Consider the following 16,615-nt stretch of genomic DNA (forward strand, 5'->3'; position numbering starts at 1 on the left):
CCTCCTAACATACGCCCGGACCGCTCATTCGCCGGGGGCCTGAATCAGATGGCAGGCCACCCAGTGGCCCGGTTCCGCCTCCACCATTTCCGGAGCCCGCTTTTTGCAGAGCTCCGTGGCTTTCGGACAGCGGGAACAGAAGTGACAGCACTCCGGCAGATTGATCGGACTGGGGATGCTCCCCTGCAGCACGACGCGGCTGCGGGACTGCTCCAGGTCCGGGTCGGGCAGGGGGATGGCGGACAGAAGCGCCTGCGTGTAGGGATGCAGGGGATTTTCAAACAGCTCCCGGCTGGAAGCCAGCTCCGCCATGCTGCCAAGGTACATCACGCCCACGCGGTCGCTGATGTGCTTGACCATGGAAAGGTCGTGCGCAATGAACAGATAAGTCAGCCGGCGCTGCTCCTGCAGTTTTTTCAGCAGGTTGATGACCTGCGCCTGGATGGAGACGTCCAGCGCGGAAATCGGTTCGTCCGCGATGATGAAGTCCGGGTTGACCGCCAGCGCGCGGGCAATGCCGATGCGCTGGCGCTGGCCGCCGGAAAATTCGTGCGGGAAGCGGTTGGCGTGCTCCTCCTGCAGGCCGACGACCTCCAGAAGGTCGACGACCATCTGGGCGCGCTCCTGCGCGGACTTCGCCAGCCCGTGCGCGTCGATTCCTTCCGCGACGATGTCCATGACCTTCATGCGCGGGTTCAGGGAGGCGTACGGGTCCTGAAAAATCATCTGCATCCGGCGCGAAAGCTCATGGCTCTGCGCGCCGCTCAGCTTTCCGTGGACGTTGACCCCGTCGAACAGGACTTCGCCCCCGGTCGCGCCGTAAAGCCGGATGATGGTGCGGCCCAGCGTGGATTTTCCGCAGCCGGACTCGCCGACCAGGCCGAAGGTTTCCCCTTTGTAGACCGTAAAGCTGACGTTGTCCACCGCTTTCAGGGTCTGGTTTTTTCCTACGTTAAAATATCTTTTCAGGTTTTTCACCTGCAAAATCACTTTGTTATCAGTCATGATCTTCACCGTCCTTTGCGTCATCCTGCTGCGCCCGGCTGTCCAGCAGCCAGCAGGCGGCGCGGTGCGTGTCGGAAAGTCGGGTGTATTCCGGCATGAATTCCTGGCACACCTTCATGGTGTGCGGGCAGCGCGCGGCGAACGGACAGCCCTTCGGCGGGTCCATCAGGTCGGGCGGCGTGCCGGGGATGGAGAAAAGCTGCTGGTCGTCCTCGTGCAGCTTGGGGATGGAGGCCAGAAGCCCCTTCGTATAGGGATGGGCGGTGCGGTAGAACAGGTCGCGCACGCTGCCGGTTTCGACCAGCTTGCCGCCGTACATGACGGCTACGCGGTTCGCGATGTTGGCGACCACGCCCAGGTTGTGGGTGATAAGGATAATCGAGGTATCGATTTTTCCCTGCAGATCCTTCATCAGGTCCAGAATCTGCGCCTGAATGGTAACGTCCAGCGCGGTGGTGGGTTCATCCGCGATCAGCACCTTCGGGCTGCACGCGAGCGCAATCGCAATGACCACGCGCTGGCGCATGCCGCCGGAGAGCTGGTGGGGGTACTGGGAAAAGCGCGTTTCCGGGTTGGACAGGCCGACCAGCCGGATCTGCTCGAGCGCCTTTTCCCTCAGCTGTTCCTTTGTCAGGTCGCGGCGGTGCTCGTGCAGGACCTCCATGATCTGTTTGCCCACCGTCATGGTCGGGTTCAGGGAGGTCATCGGGTCCTGAAAGATCATCGAGATGTCGCAGCCCCTGATTTTCTGCATCTCATGCTCGCTCAGCGCGGCAAGGTCCCTGCCCTCCAGATGGACGGAGCCCTCCGCGATTCTGCCGTTTGTGGGCAGCAGGCCCATCACGCCCTTGACCGTGATGGATTTTCCGGAGCCGGACTCCCCCACGATGGCGAGGGTCTCTCCTTTTTCCAGCGAAAAGCTCACGCCGCGCACCGCCTGCACAGTCCCGTGCTGTGTATGAATATGAACGTTCAGATTTTCAACTTCCAGAAGCTTACTCATAGCGCGCCCTCCTCACTGTCTCATTCTCGGGTCAAGCGCGTCGCGCAGCCCGTCGCCCAAAATGCTGAAGCAGACCATGATTAAAACGATGACCACGGCCGGGAAAATCAGCAGGAACGGGAAATTCTGAAGCACCTGGTACCCGTTGTTGATCAGAACACCGAGCGAGGCCTGCGGTTCCGCCAGCCCGATTCCGATAAAGCTCAGAAACGCTTCGGTGAAAATCGCCGATGGAATGGTGAACATGGCGTTGATGACGATGACGCCCACGGTATTCGGAATCAAATGCTTGGTAATAATTTCTCTGTTGCCGGTGCCCAGAACGCGGGCGGCCAGAACAAATTCCTGATTTTTCAGCTTTAAAATCTGCGCGCGCACCAATCGCGCCATGTTGACCCATCCGGTGATGGAAAGGGCTACGACAATGGTCCAGATGCCGGCGGGCATGACCATCATCAACAGGATGACGATAATCAGCTGCGGGATTCCGACCAGAATTTCAATGATTCTCTGCATCACCGCGTCCACCCTGCCGCCGAACAGCGCGGAAACCGCGCCGAAGGTAACGCCGATGAACAGGTCGATAAACGCCGCGGCGACCGCGATCAGCAGGGAAATGCGCGTGCCCTGCCAGATGCGCGCCCACTGGTCGCGCCCGAACTGGTCGGTGCCGAACAGGTGCGCCGCGCCGGGCCCGTTGTAGGTGTGCAGATAATCGGTGTCATAAAAGGTGTATTTTGAGAAAACCGGCCCGAATACGGCCAGAAGAATAATCACAACCAGAATCGCCAGACTGACGACAGCCGCCTTGTTCTTCCTCAGCCGCAGCCAGCCGTCCTGAAACGCGGTCAGGTTGGGGCGGGCAATATGTTCTCTTTCGTCCTTGTCCACCACGGCTTTTGCGAAAAGCTCCTGCGGAATCTCCATTTTCTGCGCCATACCGTCACTCCCCTTTCCCGCCGGAGGCCAGGCGGATTCTCGGGTCGATTACCGAATAAAGGATATCGACCACCATCACCACAAAGATGTAGAACGCGCTGTAGAAAATGGTGATGCCCATAATGGTGGAATAGTCGTTCGTCTTGATGGAATCGACAAACAGGCTGCCGATGCCCGGAATGCTGTAGATGTTTTCCACCGCCAGCGAGCCGGTCAGCAGATTGACCACGATCGGCCCCAGGATGGTGACGACGGGGATGATGGAGTTGCGCACCGCGTGGCGCATCAGCACCTTGAACTGGTTCAGCCCCTTCGCTTTCGCGGTGATAATATAGTCCTGCTCCAGTACGTCCAGCATTTCGGTCCGCATAAACCGCGCGATCATCGCCGTCACGCCGAACGACAGTGCGATGGACGGCAGAACGGAGCTTTTCCAGCTTTGCCAGAAGGCGACGGGCAGCACGCCCCATTTTAAGCCCACATAGTATTGCAGAAGCGCCGCGGCGACGAAGTTCGGCACGGAAACGCCCAGCACGGCCACCACCATGGTAAAGTAGTCGATGCCGCTGTTGTGCCGCCACGCGGCGATGATCCCCAGGATCAGCCCGATGGAAAGGCCGATCAGGATCGCCTGGACGCCGATCAGCGCGGACGGGCCGATACGCCCCAGAATGACCCCGGAAACCGGCTGGCCCGTGTAGAAAAAGGAGGTCCCGAAATCCCCCCTGAACACATTGCCGATATATTTCCCGTACTGCACGATTACCGGATCGTTCAGGCCGTATTTTTCAAGGAACTGTGCCTGCTGCGCCGCCGACAGCAAAGAGAATCGCTCCGCGTCGAACGGGGTGCCCGGCAGCTTCTTCATCAGAAAGAAGGTCGTGGTGACGATGATCAGCAGCGTAATCAGCAGATACACAATCCGTTTACAGATATATTTGAACATTCCGTATGCCCTCCTTTATCTTATCAGCATTTCCAGTTGATTCTGCAACAAGTTTGCGTTTCTCCCCGCCTTTGGCGGGGAGAAAGGTGTTTTGTCCCGCAGACTGAAATGGAATTACTGCAGTGATGACAAAGAGGAGGTCATTGACGATCCTCCTCTTTGTCTTTATAGAATATAAGGTAAATTTATTTTAAGGAAGCATATTTGAATTCGATCGGCGGCCCAAACGGATGGGTGACCAGATTCTCTACGCTCGGTTTTGTCAGGTAGGCAAAGCCTCTGTAGAACAGCGGGGAAACAACCGCGTCTTCGGAAACCAGCGTCTTTTCGGCGGAGAGCATATCCTGCAGGCGTTTCGCGTCGTCGGTCTGTTTCTTCGCGTCGGCAATCAGGGAGTTGTAGGTGTCGCTCTTGTAGTTTCCGCGGTACGGCGTGCCGTTGGTCCACAGGTCCATATAGGTCATGGCGTCGTCATAGTCGGCGCCCCACGCGGTGACGGCCATCTGGTAGTTGTTGTCGTCCATCAGCTGATTCTTTGCTTTCTTTGTTTTGGAGTCGATCTTGACGTCGATTCCCAGATTCTTCTTGAATTCGCCCTGAATATAGGTGGCGACTGTCTTTGTCACGGAATCGTCTTCCGTCAGAAGGGTCAGGGAAGGCGCGCTGCCCAGCTCCTTTACGCCCTTCTCCCAGTATTCCTTGGCTTTTGCGGCGTCAAAGGTGGTGATGTCGCCGTTCAGCCCACGGAAGGATTTGGTGCCGTCGCCGTACATGCCGTTGGCGATCAGGCCGGTAGCCGGAGCGGAGCCGTCCGCCAGAACAACGTCCGCCAGGGTCGCGCGGTCCACGGCGTAGCCGAGGGCAAGGCGGATGTTCTTGTTGGAAACCGCTTTATTGGCAAGGTTGAACTGGAGGTAGTTGGTCCTGAATTCGCTGGTGGAGCTGAATTCGGCGCTGGACTTCATTGCCGGCACATCGGAAGAGGAAAGCGTTACCCGGGAGAGCTCGCCGGACTTGTAAGCGTTGAGCGCGGTGGCCTGCTCCTTGATAATGCGGACATTGACGTTGGAAACCTTGACGTTTGCCGCATCCCAGTAGCTGTCGTTCTTCTTGAGGGTGCTGCCGCTTGCCGGGTCATAGGTGGCAAGGGTGTACGGGCCGCAGTAAATCATATTTTCCGCTTTCAAGCCATAGTTTGCGCCCTGTGACTTGACATATTCCTCGTTGAGCGGGAAGAACATGGGCAGAACGGTCAGTCTGACAAAATAAGGGGTGGGCTGCTTGAGCTTTACTTCTAAAGTCTTGTCGTCGAGCGCCTTTACTCCGACGTCCTCCGCCTTGGCCTTGTTGTCAAGGTACTCGGCGCCGTTTACTATGTAATCCGTCATAATGAAGGAATAGCCGTTGGTGGCGTCCGTGCTCATCTGCTTGAGCCAGGAGAACACAAAGTCCTTTGCGGTGAGCGCGGTGCCGTTGCTCCATTTCAGGCCGTCCCTCAGGGTAAAGGTGTAGGTCAGCTTGTCGTCGGATACCTTGTAGCTTTCCGCCAGCGCCGGTTCCGGCTCATGCTTTTCGTTCAGGCGGTAAAGACCCTCGGATACGTTGTTCAGGATGGTAAACGAGTTGTTGTCGGACGCGGCCCACTGCACCATGGTCCTGATTTCATTGGTGTCGTAGACGGTGATGGTGCCGTCCGAGGTTTTTGCGGTACCTTCGGACTGGGCCGGGCCGGATGCCGCGGCGCTGCTCGCTGTGCCGGTAAAGCCGCAGCCGCTGGTTGCCAGTACCATGGAAGCCGCAAGAATCAGCGCAAGCAGTTTGCTCTTTTTCATAAAAGGAATCACTTCTTTCTTTATGTAGTTGATATTGTTGAATTCTGTACAAAGTAAACAGTTTCTTTCTACAGAATACCGCTGATGGGGAACACGGCAGGTGAATGATCGCCGTGTGAAAGATGCAAAATCATTAGTTTGTTTTGTTTCCGAACTATTAACAGATTTGATATTACCACCAACTCAGTAAAATGTCAATCGAAATAACTGTTTTTTATTTAAAATCCAGGTATTGTAATTAATATTCTCCCGTGATATGATTAATGAAAAAGTTCGTATAGAGTACGAACTATAACCTTTTTGAACGGATCGTGATGAACATCAAACAGACTGTGGACCAAACACATATCAGGTCAATCAACCAAAGGGTGATTCTGGACAAAATCTATAGCGACGAGCCGATTTCCAGGGCCGAACTGGCGCGTGAGCTGTTCATCAGCAAGTCCGCTATGACGGAAAATATTGCAGCTTTGCTGAACATGGGCATCATACAGGAGTTCGGCGAGGGGGTTTCCATGTCCTCCGGAGGCAGAAAACCGATTTTGTTGAAATTTAACAAAACATACCAGTATATGATTGCGATTGAGCTGAATTTCGAGGACCCGATTTTCGTGCTTGCCAATCTGGGTGGGGAGATCATCAATAAATTTACGGTAAACATTTCCAATGATTCCCCTTACGCCACCAGACTGGAGCTGGTGCTGAATGCGGTCAGGCTTCTGCTTTCCTCCAACAACCTGACCAGCGGGGACCTGGCCATCATCGCCATTTCGTGCCCCGGCATCTATGACCCGGTCAACAGGACCTTTTTTGCCAACTCCAATTTTGCCAACTGGAACATGGGCGATTTTTCGCGGCAGATGGAGGAGTGCTTCGGCACCTCGGTGCTGGTGGTCAACGACGTGAACGCGGCGGCGGTGGGAGAGTTCACCAGCGGCGCGGGAAAAAATTCCAGGGACCTCGTATACGTCAGCGGCGGCCTCGGGCTGGGCGCGGGCATTATCCTGAACGGAGAGCTTTACGGGGGGAGCGCCAACTGCGCCGGTGAGATCGCGAACGAGATCACCATTCAAAACGAGACGGCCCGCGCGCGCGGGATGTCCTTCAACAATCTGGGCGGCTCGGCCAACATCCACGGACTGACGGACAAAATCCGCAGGGAAGCGCCGCAGAGCACGCGGGACGCTTTTGCCGCCCTCGGGAAAAGCCCCGAAAAGATCGGATTCAAGGATATTATCCGGGTGTGGCGGGACGGCGACCCGTTCCTGAAAGCATGTGTGGACGACATTGCGGTCATTATCGGCGGAAGCATTTCCAACATTGTCTGTCTGCTGAACTGCGATCTGGTGATATTCGGCGGGGAATATACCGTTTTTCACGCGCAGATGCTTCCGATCATCAACCGGATCGTGCGGGAAAACGCGTTTGCCCCGGTACAGGTGGTTCCCGCCCTGCTGGAAAAGAATTCGGGAATATACGGCCTTTTTGCGCTGTCCAAAGAGGTGATCTTCGACAGGCTGTGCAACCAGGGCCACGAACGTACATAATGTATTTTTTAACGGCGTACCGCAAAATCCGATCATTGCAGGATAGGACCCGCTTATTCAACGTTTATGCTGTGTCCGCCGTGAAATTGCCGAAACAGAAACAATTGTCGTTTCAATAGCCGAGGGTTTCATTTACAAGGATGATTTTGAATCGGTTTTTGTCAAAGTTGCCGGTAATAAGGACAAAATCGTTGCAGATCCGCTGCTCGTGGCGGCAGTCGACACACCGGCCGAGCTTTGCGCAGGGGGTGTTTTTGCCAAGCCTTTTCGCGTCCAGGGGCGCCGCGACCTGTCGGGCGCGCTCCACCGCTTCCTGCACGGAGCCGACGATTTTATTTACCCCGATGACAACGATCACCTGTTTCGGGCCGTACACCATAGGGGCCACCCGGCTGCCGTTTCCGTCGATGTTGAACAGCCTGCCGTCCCGGGTCACCGCGTTTGTGCCGGTAAGGAACGTGTCCGCGGAAAAGTTTTTAATGTAGAGCTCCCGCTTTTCTTCCGGGGAGAGCCCTTCGCGGTATTTGTCGAGGAAAACAAAATCCCCGTTCCGCAGAAAATCATACACGCCGAGCTGCTCCAGCGTGACGGAATCCCCGCATCCGACCGTTTCTCCGGGACGGAGGAGCTTTGAAAGCAGTCCGGTTACCTCCTCGCGGCTTTCCGCGAAATAACCCGTCATTCGGTTTCTTTGCAGCTGACGGAGGGTCTGTTCGATTTTATCGTCCATTCGTTTCACCCGCATTCGATAGAATAACAGTATTATACCACAGGCGCAGCGCGCCGTCGCGGGTCATTTATAAATCGGAACGGCAAAGCTCCATGAGCGACCGGTTCATTTCATCAAATCCCTGCTCGGAGGAAAGGACCACCAGATAGTCGCCGGGCAGAATCTGTGTTTCCCCGTTGGGGACCAGCTCCTTTTTTCCCCTGTGCAGGGATACGATCAGCGCGCCCTCCGGCCAGCCGACGTCTTTCACCTTTTTTCTGGCAACCTTAGAGCCAAGCTCCACCGGAATTTCAATGATGGCGCCCGCCTTTTTCCCGCCGGCGCTATCCTTTTCCTCATCGGTCAGCCGTTCCAGCAGCACCTCGTAAACCGGGGAGATTTTCAGCACATCGGAGGTAAGCAGCGCAATAAAAGCGACTGCCGCGACCGGCAGCAGGTGTACCAGCGAACCCGTCATTTCCGCCATCAGCAGGATGCTGGTGACGGGCGCTTTTACGGAGCCGGACATGGCTCCCGCCATTGCGCAGACGCAGAACGCGGGAATATAGTCCGCCGACAGGCCCCATACGGTAATCATTTTCCCGAAAATACACCCGGTCATGGCCCCCAGGGAGAGGATGGGCATAAAAATACCGCCGGGAATCCCGCTTCCGAAACAGACACAGGTAAAGGCGAGCTTCATAACCAGATAGATCCCCAGCAGGGAAATGCTGATCTGGGCGCTTTCGGACAGCTTGATCAGATTCTGGCCGCCGCCCAGCACCTGGGGAATCAGCAGCCCGCAGGGCAGGGCAAGAAGCAGCGCGGCGCCGGGACGCAGAAAAGCGGGCAGCTTCGCGTAGAGCAGGCTAATGTCCAGCAGGCCCTTGTTGGCAGCGGCCCCCACAATTCCGGAGAGAATCCCAAGAGGCAGCAGCAGGCCGTAATATCGGATGGGCAACTGTGGGATGTCTGTATAATTCAGCACCGGCTTCAGCCCGAAAAAATATTTTGATACCAGATCGGCCGTCAGCGCGGCCGTGGTTGCGCCAATCAGGATATTGGGGGAAAAAGTCCGGTGAATTTCCTCCAGCGCAAACATAATCCCGGACAGCGGCGCGTTAAACGCTGCCGAAAGACCGGCCGAAGCGCCCGCGGTAATCAGACAGTTTTCCTCCAGCTTGTTTTTTCCGGCCTTCTTTGCGAACGCCTGGCTGCCGGCGGCCCCGATCTGGATGGACGGACCTTCCCTGCCCAGAGAAACGCCGAAAAAAGACGTCAGGATTCCCGCCAGATAACGCACAAGCAGTACGGTGTGCCATTTGATTTTCATTCCGAACAGGACGATTCCCGCAACCTGCGGAATTCCGCTCCCCTTCGCGTACGGCTCCAGCTTTACCAGCCGGTAGGTAAGGTATCCTGCAATCGCGATAAAGAGCATCCACGGAACGATATAGATCGGATGCAGCCGTAAAAACTGATACGCCTCCAGCGATTTTTCGGTGCCGAATTCAATCCCCAGGCGGTAAAGCGTCACCAGAAGCCCCGCGATCATTCCGGCAATGATTCCCTTATAGGTAACGCTCCATTTCAGTCTGTTCAGATCGGACAGTATTTGATACATTCTCGATTTTTCCATTTGTCTGCGCGCCTCCACTTTCTTTGCAAATTATACCATAAATTCCGGTGAAGGGAATCCTTTCAAAAGAATGTAAGGTCAAGTTGACATAAATGCATTCCTATGCTACTATATATGTAAGGTAAACTTTACTTTGGAGGGCTGAATGTGAGAAACAGAGTCAAAGAGCTTCGGGAGCTGTTTGGGCTGACCCAGGAGCAGCTGGGCGAGCTGGTGGGCGCGTCCAGACAGGCGATCAATGCGGTTGAAACCGGAAAGAATGAGCCTTCCGTCTGGCTTGCGTACGATATCGCAAGGGTATTCGGTGAGCCGATTGAGAGCGTGTTTTTGTTTGAAGACAGTGAGAGGAAATCGAGGGCGGAATCGAGCAGGAGGGTGACAGATGGCGTTGCGGCAAATCAGAACGTTTGATGATGAAATTCTTCGTAAGGTCTGCAAACCCGTTGCCGAGGTGGACGGCCATATCCGCCAGCTTCTCGACGATATGGCGGAGACAATGTACCATGCCCCGAACGGCGGCGGTCTGGCCGCAAATCAGGTCGGGATCCTAAGGCGTTTAGTCGTCGCCGATATGGGGGAAGGGCTCTTTAAGCTGGTGAATCCTGAAATCGTGGAAGAAAGCGGCGAGCAGACGGTGATCGAGGGATGCCTGAGCTTCCCCGGTATCTGGGGCCGGTTGAAAAGACCGTCCCATGTCGTGGTAAAGGCTTTGGATGAAAACGGAAAGCCAATCGTTTTGGATGTCACGGGAGAGATGGCAAAATGCCTCTGTCACGAAATCGACCATCTGAACGGGATTGTCTTTACGGAAAAAATTCTGGAGTATGTCAATATTGAAGAAATTGAAGAACAGGAATAAGATCCTGAAAACAGTTTGAGGCCGCCATGCTTTGGCGGCCTCTTTTATAACAGGGGCCGTCCTCCGGAGGACGGCCCCTGAATCCGATCACGCGCTGCGCTTTCCTTCCACATTCTTAAATCCGTACTCGCAGTCCCTATTCGGCCAGCCAGTGCCGGACGGCTCCGACGGGGACATCCATCCGTGCGGCCACCTGTTCCGGAGTCATACCGCTCGCGGCAAAGCGGCGCGCCACCGTCGTCATTTCCTCTCCCACTTCGATAATGTTGCGGTCGGGGTCATAAAAGCGTACCACCCGCTGCCCCCAGGCGTGTTCTTTCGGCGGGTGAACGTATTCGATTCCCGGGTGGGACGCGAGCTTCTCCAGAAAACGGTCCATGTCGGATTCCTCAAAGTACAGCTCGGCGGCGTTGTGCCCCAGGGTGATTTCCGTTTCCTCCCTGTGCAGGAACGTCTTCCAGGTATCCAGCGTCTGTAAAGCGACGCAGTCGGACAGCGTAACGTTCGCGCCGAAGTCGGCGGTTACTTCCATTTCCAGCAGTCCGCAGTAAAATTGTTTGGAACGCGCCATATCGCGCACGGCAATGAGCGCACAATTGTATCTCATAATCAGTCCTCCGGCAAATCAATCAGGTATTCCTTAGTTTAGCATGTTTGAAGGGCTTTGTACAATTGAAATCATTTTTCGGAAAGCCGTGCAAGCTCCTCCAGAATCCCCATAAATTCCGGTTTCCCCTTCAGAAAATCAAACGCGGGGTTTTCCTTCACCATCCGGCAGGCACAGCGGTTCAGATAGCTTTCGGAATAGGGCGTTTCACGCATCTCGATGCTGTCGAAAAAGGGACTTGCTTTCACCGCTTCCAAATCGAGCGGCGTGCGTGCGCACGTCACAAAGTCATGCAGCGCGTCCAGTGTTTCCCGTACTTTCCCCTCCTCCGCACAGCACTGTGCGATCATCAGATAATGGTTCAGGTTCTGTCCGTAAAGCTTATCCCGGTCAAACATCCGGAAAAGCCGAAGGCTCAGGTCCTCCATTTTCAGGGCAAGAGGATAGTCCTTCTCTTTTTTCGCAAGGTTTGAAAGGGTCCCCAGCGCAATGTCGCAGGCGGTCAGGTGGTTTGCCAGTAAATATTGCGCCGTCTGTTTGGATTTTTTTAGATCGCCCATCGCGTAATACACGGAAACCTTCATCGCCGCGGGGTCCGTGACCGGCTGGTGGATCTGCTCCAGCGCCTTCAGCGCATCCCCGTAGCGTTCCTTCTGCATCAGCAGGGCGCACAGACTTTGCCAGGCTGCCTCCCGGGTGGAAACGTCCTCGCTTTTTGCCGCGTCCCGCATCAGTGCCTCCGCCTGTTTCAGCAGACCTTCGGCTTCTTCTTCCGTCCGGGCGCAGGGGGTGTGCATCATGCAGACGCTGCCCAGGCGCAGCTTCAAAAGCGCACTGTTGGGATATTCCTTTCGGTATTTTTCAGCCAATGCCACCGCGTGCTCAAAGGAACCCCGTTCAAATTCCCGGGAGCACTGCCCGCAGAGGTCCATGACCTGCTCCTCCGACAGCTGCGGCTCAAACCCGAGCAGGCCGTCCACCGTGACGTCCAGCAGGCGGGCAAGGGGAGCGAGCAGCGTGATATCCGGATAGGCGCCGCCGGTTTCCCATTTGGAAACCGCCGCGATGGAGACCCCAAGGGCGGACGCCAGCTGTTCCTGGGTCAGACCCAGGGACTTTCGTTTGTCCTGAATGTTCTTTCCGATGGATAATTCCATATCGTTTTCCTCGCTTTCCGGAACGGGTTCTTCCTGTTATCAGTATAACCGCCTGTCGGGAAAGCCGCAATGGAATCGCAGTTGAATTTTTTCTCTGATTTTTAACCGGCGGTTAAAAAATTCAACCGGCGGTGACAGAAAATCATATTTTTTACTTTTGATGGATATCACTTAGTATCCTCCTCTTCGTTTGTCATTCTGACGGATGAACTTTCTTGCTTTTTTCATCCCGCCCACGTCCTCAAACATGCCGTTTAACTTTTCATTTTCAATCTGCCTTGAGGAAAGTCCGTCGTAACGGGCTTCCCGCTTCAGCTTCCGGTAGCTTTCCAGCCGCCTGGCGTCCAGCGTTCCCGCCTCCAGCGCCTTCAAAACCGCGCAGCCGGGTTCCGCGGTGTGGGTGCAGTCCCGGAAACGGCATTGGGAAGATAAGTCGTCGATGTCGGAAAAGGACCGGGACAGGTCGACGGTTTCCACCCCAAGCTCGCGCATGCCGGGGGTGTCGATGACAATACCGCCCTGCGGCAGAACCAGAAGGTCCCTTCGGGTGGTGGTGTGCCGCCCCTTGTCGTCCTGACGGATACCGGAGGTACGGAGCAGATCTTCCCCGGCGAGCCGGTTGATCAGGGTGGATTTGCCGACGCCGGACGACCCGATGAAGGACGCCGTCATGCCCGGCTGCAGATAGGGCAGCAGCCTGTCGCAGGAGCTCTGATCGCAGCGGGAGGTGACGACCACGTCGGTACCCGGAGCGGCCGACGTGATTTCAGCCACTGCGCTTTGTAAATCCGCGCAAAGGTCGGCTTTCGTCAGCACGACGACGGGAACCGCCCCGCCGCTCCATGCCACGGACAAATAGCGTTCCAGGCGGCTCGGGTTGCAGTCGTGGTTCAGAGACATGCAGATCAATACGGTGTCGATGTTGGCGGCCACCACCTGCGCTTGCTGCCCGCCGCCCGCGGCCTTCCGTTCAAAAACGCTGCTGCGCGGCAGCACCCGATGGACGACCGCGTCGCCGGAGCCGCCGCCGGTGCGGTCCGCCATGACAAAGTCGCCTACCGCCGGATACCGGGACGGTTCGGCCGCCTCATAACGGAACCTGCCGGAAACCCCGGCAAAGCATTCGCCGTCCTCCGTGATGATTTTATATCGGTCTTTATATTGGGATACGACTCTCGCCAGATGCAGGCCGGGATAGAGAGCCGCCTCTGCAAACCGGCGCTCCTTCGCGCCGTAACGGATCAGCTGATTCAATGGATTGCACCTCGTCATTCAAATTTTTTCTTTTTTTAGACAAGATGGAACACGAATTGCGGCAAAACAAAAGGGCATAGTTTCAAAACTATGCCCAAGCAGTGCTTTATCAAATAAAAAAGCCCGTTTGTCACAGTTCTGCATAAAACCTGATTGCACAGCAAACAAAGCGATTGATGATATCGCCTTTTCAGCCTTTGCGCAATTCGTGTTCCTTACAGAACAGTCTCCAAACAGACACCCCTTTTCCTATTTTCTTTAAATTATCATAACCGTTTTTATTTGTCAAGACGTTGGGCGGAATAAAAACAGAAGAACGCGTTTCTGTGTTCCAAAGCCCTTGCGCAATACATATGCTGGTGTCGGAAAACAATAAAAAACCTGATACAGGGGGTTGACATATTATTAGGTATATTATAATATAAAATATAGGATAACCTAAATATCACATTCAAGGTTTTAACTGACGATAAAGTGAAAGGATTGGAGGGATAGGAAGTGAAGCAAACGATACCGTTAACACAGATACGCCCGGGCCGGCGGGCGATCGTCTCGGGCCTTTCGGCCGAAGGGGGGCTGCGCAGGCGGCTGCAGGATCTGGGTCTGGTGGAAGGCCGGGAAGTGACCTGTGTGGAATTGAGCCCTCTGGGGGACCCGACCGCCTATGAAATCTGCGGGGCGGTCATTGCCCTGCGCCGTGAGGATTCCGATACGGTCCTTGTTTTGGAGGAGGCCGCCGATGCCAGCGCTTAAAGCCGCCGCTGAGCTCAACTCCTCCTGCGCGGGGCTTGTAATTCATAAAAAAGAGGCCGGCGACCGGGTCGTTGCGCTGGCCGGGAATCCCAATGTGGGGAAATCCACCGTGTTCAACGCGCTGACCGGTATGCGCCAGCACACGGGCAACTGGCCCGGAAAGACCGTGGCAAATGCCCAGGGGTACTGTTCCCGGAACGGACACGGGTACGTTCTTGTCGATATTCCGGGCAGCTATTCGCTGATGGCCCGCTCGACCGAGGAGGAAGTGGCCCGCGATTTTATCTGTTTCGGTTCGCCGGACGCCGTCGTGGTGGTCTGTGACGCCACCTGTCTGGAGCGCAACCTCAATCTGGTGATGCAGGTGATGGAGGCTTGTCCGCGGACCGTGGTCTGCGTCAACCTTCTGGATGAGGCGAAGAAGAAACAGATCGATATCGACCTTCCCCTGCTTTCCCGGCGGCTGGGAGTCCCCGTAATCGGTACGGCCGCCCGTTCCGGAGAAGGGCTGGAGGACGTCATGAACGCTGTGGAGCAATTGCTCGGCGAGCCTCCGGAGGAAAAGCAGGCGCTTGTTCCCTATCCCGGCTATGTGGAGCAGGGCATTCAGGCGCTGCTGCCTCAGGCGGAAAAGGCCGCTCACGGCAAAGCCGATGCCCGGTGGTTTGCCGCCCGGCTGCTGGACGGGGACGAAAGCCTTCGTTCCTCACTGGCGGATTGTCTCGGCTTTGACCCGGAGCAGGCTCCTGAGCTTTCGGAAACACTGGCGGATGTGCGGGCCGGCATGGAGGAAGCGGGCGTTTCCCGGACGCGGCTTCGGGACGATATGGCGGGTGCCTTCGTGCGGTGCGCGGCGGAAATCAGCCGGGGGGTTGTTTCAGTGACCGCAAACGGAAGCAGCCGGCGGGACCGCCGTCTGGATAAGCTGTTTACCAGCAGGCTTACCGGTTTTCCCATCATGCTGCTTCTCCTGCTGGCGGTGTTCTGGATCACCATATCCGGCGCGAACGTTCCCTCGGCTCTGCTGGCCGACGGACTGTTCCGGGTGGAGGAGCGGCTGGCGGCCGCGGCATTTTCCGCCGGTGTGCCGGCATTATTGACCGATCTGCTGATTCACGGGGTTTACAAGGTCATGGCTTGGGTCATCAGCGTCATGCTTCCGCCGATGGCTATTTTCTTTCCGTTGTTTACTCTGCTGGAGGACTTCGGATATCTGCCCCGCGTAGCGTTTAATCTGGACCGCTGCTTCAAAGGCTGCGCCGCCTGCGGCAAACAGGCGCTCACCATGTGCATGGGGTTCGGGTGCAACGCGGCGGGCGTTACCGGCTGCCGCATCATCGATTCCCCCCGGGAGCGGCTCATCGCCATCATTACCAACAATTTTGTTCCCTGCAACGGGCGTTTCCCCACGATTATTTCCATTATTACCATGTTCCTGATCGGCGGGGCGACCGGGCTGCTTGGTTCGTTCTTGGGGGCGCTGATTCTGGTCGGGGTTATCTTGTTCGGGATGGGAATGACCCTGCTGGTTTCCAGGCTGCTTTCCAGGACGATTTTGAAGGGAGTCCCGTCCTCCTTTACGCTGGAGCTTCCGCCCTACCGGTGGCCGCAGATCGGCAAGGTCATCGTCCGCAGCATTGTGGACCGCACCCTCAAGGTACTGGGCCGAGCGGTCACAGCCGCCGCCCCGGCCGGGGTGCTGATCTGGGCGCTCGCCAATGTTACGGTCGGCGGCGCGACCCTGCTGGCGCGCCTGACGGGGTTTCTGGATCCCCTCGGCCGCGCGCTGGGCATGGACGGCGTGATTCTGACCGGCTTTCTGCTGGGGCTGCCTGCCAATGAAATCGTGGTACCCATCATTATCATGACATACATGGCGCAGGGAAGCCTGCTGGAACTGGAAGGGCCCGCGCTGATGCAGCTCTTCGTTCAAAACGGCTGGACGTGGGTGACCGCCGTCAGCACCATCCTGTTTTCCCTGATGCACTGGCCCTGTGCCACTACATGCCTCACCATCCGCAAGGAAACCCAAAGCCTCCGGTGGACCGCCGTGTCTTTTCTGGTTCCCACCGCATGCGGCATCGCCGTCTGCTTTTTATTCAGCACCATTGTCCGTTTGTTTATCTGACACAGAAAGAAGGCGCAACCGATATGGATGAATACGCAAAACAAATTCTCCTCCGCAAGCTCCCGGCGCTGGCGGTCACAGCGCTGATTCTGCTGTACGGATGGCTCCTCGGCTGAATAAAAAACGGAGCATCGCTCCCAAGTCAATTCACATCCCTGTATGAATCGGCCCGGCGCCTGCGCGGGGATTCCTCCGTACTTCAGCGGAAGAAAATGAAAAACTTCGCAAAAGCATGGA

The 16,615-nt window shown here is 56.2% G+C and carries 15 protein-coding genes; 5 read left to right on the forward strand and 10 right to left on the reverse strand.

Annotated elements, in window-relative coordinates; translation table 11 throughout:
* Nucleotides 1-24 precede the first annotated feature (24 nt).
* From VXK30_RS00600 to VXK30_RS00620, 5 genes are all read right to left on the reverse strand, one after another.
* Nucleotides 25-1,005, reverse strand: coding sequence for an ABC transporter ATP-binding protein (locus VXK30_RS00600; protein WP_275714904.1), 981 nt, complete (start codon nucleotides 1,003-1,005; stop codon nucleotides 25-27).
* The gene (locus VXK30_RS00605; protein WP_275714902.1) at nucleotides 998-2,008 is read right to left on the reverse strand and encodes an ABC transporter ATP-binding protein; all 1,011 of its coding nucleotides are present in this window, start codon (nucleotides 2,006-2,008) and stop codon (nucleotides 998-1,000) included. Before VXK30_RS00605 ends, VXK30_RS00600 begins: the two co-directional genes overlap by 8 nt.
* Before the next feature lie 12 nt (nucleotides 2,009-2,020).
* Nucleotides 2,021-2,947, reverse strand: coding sequence for an ABC transporter permease (locus VXK30_RS00610; protein ID WP_275714900.1), 927 nt, complete (start codon nucleotides 2,945-2,947; stop codon nucleotides 2,021-2,023).
* Between the two features lie 4 nt (nucleotides 2,948-2,951).
* Complete coding sequence (locus VXK30_RS00615; RefSeq protein ID WP_275714898.1) at nucleotides 2,952-3,893, reverse strand: ABC transporter permease; 942 nt, start codon at nucleotides 3,891-3,893, stop codon at nucleotides 2,952-2,954.
* A gap of 185 nt (nucleotides 3,894-4,078) precedes the next feature.
* Nucleotides 4,079-5,725 carry a peptide ABC transporter substrate-binding protein gene (locus VXK30_RS00620; protein ID WP_275714896.1) on the reverse strand — a complete coding sequence of 549 codons (1,647 nt, stop codon included), beginning with the start codon at nucleotides 5,723-5,725 and terminating at the stop codon, nucleotides 4,079-4,081.
* A gap of 314 nt (nucleotides 5,726-6,039) precedes the next feature.
* Between VXK30_RS00620 and VXK30_RS00625 the strand changes: the two genes are divergently transcribed.
* Nucleotides 6,040-7,272 (forward strand): ROK family transcriptional regulator, encoded by a 1,233-nt coding sequence (locus VXK30_RS00625; RefSeq protein ID WP_275714894.1) that lies wholly within the window; start codon nucleotides 6,040-6,042, stop codon nucleotides 7,270-7,272.
* Nucleotides 7,273-7,384: 112 nt separating this feature from the next.
* Here the strand turns inward: VXK30_RS00625 and VXK30_RS00630 are convergent, their stop codons facing one another.
* Both VXK30_RS00630 and VXK30_RS00635 read right to left on the reverse strand, forming a co-directional pair.
* Nucleotides 7,385-8,002, reverse strand: coding sequence for a lactate utilization protein (locus VXK30_RS00630; RefSeq protein ID WP_275714892.1), 618 nt, complete (start codon nucleotides 8,000-8,002; stop codon nucleotides 7,385-7,387).
* Nucleotides 8,003-8,069: 67 nt separating this feature from the next.
* The gene (locus tag VXK30_RS00635; protein WP_275714890.1) at nucleotides 8,070-9,620 is read right to left on the reverse strand and encodes a ClC family H(+)/Cl(-) exchange transporter; all 1,551 of its coding nucleotides are present in this window, start codon (nucleotides 9,618-9,620) and stop codon (nucleotides 8,070-8,072) included.
* Between the two features lie 147 nt (nucleotides 9,621-9,767).
* Here VXK30_RS00635 and VXK30_RS00640 point away from each other — a divergent pair, with 147 nt between their 5' ends.
* Entirely contained in the window at nucleotides 9,768-10,031 is a 264-nt protein-coding gene (locus tag VXK30_RS00640) for a helix-turn-helix transcriptional regulator (protein WP_038322224.1), read from the forward strand.
* Nucleotides 10,003-10,479 carry a peptide deformylase gene (gene def / locus VXK30_RS00645; protein ID WP_275714887.1) on the forward strand — a complete coding sequence of 159 codons (477 nt, stop codon included), beginning with the start codon at nucleotides 10,003-10,005 and terminating at the stop codon, nucleotides 10,477-10,479. The genes VXK30_RS00640 and def overlap by 29 nt, the downstream gene beginning before the upstream one ends.
* Nucleotides 10,480-10,615: 136 nt before the next feature.
* Here def and VXK30_RS00650 read toward each other — a convergent pair whose 3' ends face one another.
* The 3 genes from VXK30_RS00650 to rsgA form a co-directional block, all read right to left on the reverse strand.
* Entirely contained in the window at nucleotides 10,616-11,086 is a 471-nt protein-coding gene (locus VXK30_RS00650; protein ID WP_275714885.1) for a VOC family protein, read from the reverse strand.
* A 71-nt stretch (nucleotides 11,087-11,157) separates the two neighbouring features.
* A complete protein-coding gene (locus VXK30_RS00655; RefSeq protein WP_275714882.1) occupies nucleotides 11,158-12,243 on the reverse strand; it encodes a helix-turn-helix domain-containing protein in 1,086 nt (361 codons plus the stop codon).
* 171 nt (nucleotides 12,244-12,414) lie between these two features.
* Nucleotides 12,415-13,497: a ribosome small subunit-dependent GTPase A gene (rsgA, locus tag VXK30_RS00660; RefSeq protein ID WP_275714880.1), complete on the reverse strand. Its 1,083-nt coding sequence runs from the start codon at nucleotides 13,495-13,497 to the stop codon at nucleotides 12,415-12,417.
* A 498-nt stretch (nucleotides 13,498-13,995) separates the two neighbouring features.
* Here rsgA and VXK30_RS00665 point away from each other — a divergent pair, with 498 nt between their 5' ends.
* Nucleotides 13,996-14,250, forward strand: a complete 255-nt coding sequence (locus tag VXK30_RS00665; RefSeq protein ID WP_275714878.1) for a FeoA family protein — start codon at nucleotides 13,996-13,998, stop codon at nucleotides 14,248-14,250.
* Complete coding sequence (gene feoB / locus VXK30_RS00670) at nucleotides 14,237-16,378, forward strand: ferrous iron transport protein B (protein WP_275714877.1); 2,142 nt, start codon at nucleotides 14,237-14,239, stop codon at nucleotides 16,376-16,378. Before VXK30_RS00665 ends, feoB begins: the two co-directional genes overlap by 14 nt.
* Nucleotides 16,379-16,615: the final 237 nt, after the last annotated feature.

Source organism: Caproiciproducens sp. CPB-2 (assembly GCF_036287215.1).
GTDB lineage: Bacteria > Bacillota > Clostridia > Oscillospirales > Acutalibacteraceae > Caproiciproducens.

Coding starts and splice junctions, on each gene's coding strand:
- VXK30_RS00600 (WP_275714904.1), bottom strand. CDS start 1,005: ATGACTGATAACAAAGTGATTTTGCAGGTGAAAAACCTGAAAAGATAT.
- VXK30_RS00615 (WP_275714898.1), bottom strand. CDS start 3,893: ATGTTCAAATATATCTGTAAACGGATTGTGTATCTGCTGATTACGCTG.
- VXK30_RS00650 (WP_275714885.1), bottom strand. CDS start 11,086: ATGAGATACAATTGTGCGCTCATTGCCGTGCGCGATATGGCGCGTTCC.
- VXK30_RS00630 (WP_275714892.1), bottom strand. CDS start 8,002: ATGGACGATAAAATCGAACAGACCCTCCGTCAGCTGCAAAGAAACCGA.
- VXK30_RS00620 (WP_275714896.1), bottom strand. CDS start 5,725: ATGAAAAAGAGCAAACTGCTTGCGCTGATTCTTGCGGCTTCCATGGTA.
- VXK30_RS00605 (WP_275714902.1), bottom strand. CDS start 2,008: ATGAGTAAGCTTCTGGAAGTTGAAAATCTGAACGTTCATATTCATACA.
- VXK30_RS00625 (WP_275714894.1), top strand. CDS start 6,040: ATGAACATCAAACAGACTGTGGACCAAACACATATCAGGTCAATCAAC.
- VXK30_RS00610 (WP_275714900.1), bottom strand. CDS start 2,947: ATGGCGCAGAAAATGGAGATTCCGCAGGAGCTTTTCGCAAAAGCCGTG.
- VXK30_RS00635 (WP_275714890.1), bottom strand. CDS start 9,620: ATGGAAAAATCGAGAATGTATCAAATACTGTCCGATCTGAACAGACTG.
- VXK30_RS00655 (WP_275714882.1), bottom strand. CDS start 12,243: ATGGAATTATCCATCGGAAAGAACATTCAGGACAAACGAAAGTCCCTG.
- feoB (WP_275714877.1), top strand. CDS start 14,237: ATGCCAGCGCTTAAAGCCGCCGCTGAGCTCAACTCCTCCTGCGCGGGG.
- def (WP_275714887.1), top strand. CDS start 10,003: ATGGCGTTGCGGCAAATCAGAACGTTTGATGATGAAATTCTTCGTAAG.